The sequence below is a fragment of the Streptomyces sp. RB17 genome (assembly GCF_009604455.1).
In the GTDB taxonomy this organism is placed as follows: domain Bacteria; phylum Actinomycetota; class Actinomycetes; order Streptomycetales; family Streptomycetaceae; genus Streptomyces.
Genome location: NZ_WEGL01000051.1, coordinates 1 through 1,665, shown reverse-complemented (window position 1 = coordinate 1,665; position 1,665 = coordinate 1). Strand labels below are relative to the sequence as shown.

The following is a 1,665-nucleotide window of genomic DNA, read 5'->3' as shown; positions in this document are numbered from 1 at the left end:
AGTGGCTGTTGTCGTTCCGATCTTGAGGGGTGGCCCTCGAACGGGAGTCTCGATCGGGTGATCGCCGTCGGCTGTGGGCATGAAGGCAGGGCCTCTTGGTAGCTCGGGGTTGCGAAGCCAACCGAGATCCAGGAGACCCTGTTGCCGCAGTTGTACGTGCTCGCGCCGTTGGAGTTCAACTCGGTTGCACCGACGTGTGATTGCGTCGCTCACAGGTTCGGGAATGCGGCCGATCATCCAGAACGTGTTCGTCGGTATCCGTCGGACATGACGGACGCGGAGCGGGCCCGGGTCCGGCCGCTGCTGCCGGTGCCGGCCTGGCTGCGCGGCCGGGGCGGGCAGCCGGAGGCGTACTGCCACCGCACGATGCTGGACGCAATCCGGTATCTCGTGGACAACGGGATCAAGTGGCGGGCGATGCCAGGTGACTTCCCGCCGTGGGACCGGGTGTATGCGTTCTTCCGCCGCTGGCGCGACCACGGCCTGGTGAGGGAGTTCCACGACCGGCTGCGCGGAGAGGTCCGCGAGACGCTGGGCCGCGACGCGGCACCGACGGCCGGTGTGATCGACTCGCAGTCGGTCAAGGCGGACGCCGTGGTCGGCGCCGACAGCCGTGGCTTCGATGGCGGCAAACTGGTCAACGGGCGCAAGCGACACGTGGTGGTCGACACGCTCGGCCTGCTGCTGGGTGTGATGGTCACCGCCGCGGACACCGGCGACCGCACCGCTGCCCACGTGCTGCTCGGGCAGGTCGCCGACGTGCACCACCGGCTGGAACTGGTCTGGGCCGACGGCGGCTACACCGGCAGCCTCGTCGAGCACTGCCTGGCCGCATTCGCGCTGGTCCTGGCGATCGTGAAACGCAGCGACGACATGCGCGGCTTCGTGGTGCTGCCCAAGCGGTGGATCGTCGAGCGGTTCTTCGCCCACCTGATGCGCACCCGCCGTCTGGTGCGCGACTTCGAACGCCGCACCGCCAGCGCCGAGGCGATGGTCTACTGGTCGATGACCCTGCTCATGACGCGCCGTCTTGCCCGGCCGGGCCCTGGGCGAGGGTGAACCGGCCCGGCTGCCGCTCGGCCAGCCAGCCCCGCGCGACCAGGCGTTTCGCCTTCGACCGCAGCGCCTCCACCGTGGCGGGCACCGCGTCCAGGCCGAACATCACGGCCAACTCCTGGCAGGCCAGCGGCCCTTGATGGAGCCGGTGCCGGTCCGCGAGGGCCGCGAGGATACGCTGATAGTCCACCGACAGCACCGACCAGGCCAGCCCCTCATGCCATACCGGCACCTGCGACTTCGGTTTCGCCGCCTGCCTGGCCCCCGAGCGCGGGCCTGCGTCCCGTGGGCCGGGAGCGGCCTCCTGATCAGCGATGTTGCCGTCGTCCGGAGCCAGGACGGTGCCCACTCGTCTGCGGGCGATCGCCCACTCCTGCCATTCCTGCTCGGCCGCGGCCAGCTCGGCCTGGATGCGATCGGCTTCCTCACGCAACCCGTCGACTCGACGGCGAGCAGCGAGCTCGTGCTGTTCCAGCAGTCCGACGACGGACGGCATCCGCAACCTCCCGGGGAGCGACGACACGACATGCCACCACTCCCACCGGGTCACCCACGCTATGCCTGACCAGCGAAAACGCCGCCCTCAGATTCGGAACGACAACAGCCACT

The 1,665-nt window shown here is 69.5% G+C and carries 2 protein-coding genes; one reads left to right on the top strand and one right to left on the bottom strand.

Annotation, left to right across the window (positions count from 1 at the left end; genetic code table 11):
* Positions 1-267 precede the first annotated feature (267 nt).
* Entirely contained in the window at positions 268-1,059 is a 792-nt protein-coding gene (locus SRB17_RS45215) for an IS5 family transposase (RefSeq protein ID WP_153548062.1), read from the top strand.
* On the opposite strand, the gene SRB17_RS45210 is transcribed toward SRB17_RS45215, so the two are convergent.
* Positions 1,016-1,552: a hypothetical protein gene (locus tag SRB17_RS45210; protein ID WP_153548060.1), complete on the bottom strand. Its 537-nt coding sequence runs from the start codon at positions 1,550-1,552 to the stop codon at positions 1,016-1,018. The genes SRB17_RS45215 and SRB17_RS45210 overlap by 44 nt on opposite strands.
* Positions 1,553-1,665: the final 113 nt, after the last annotated feature.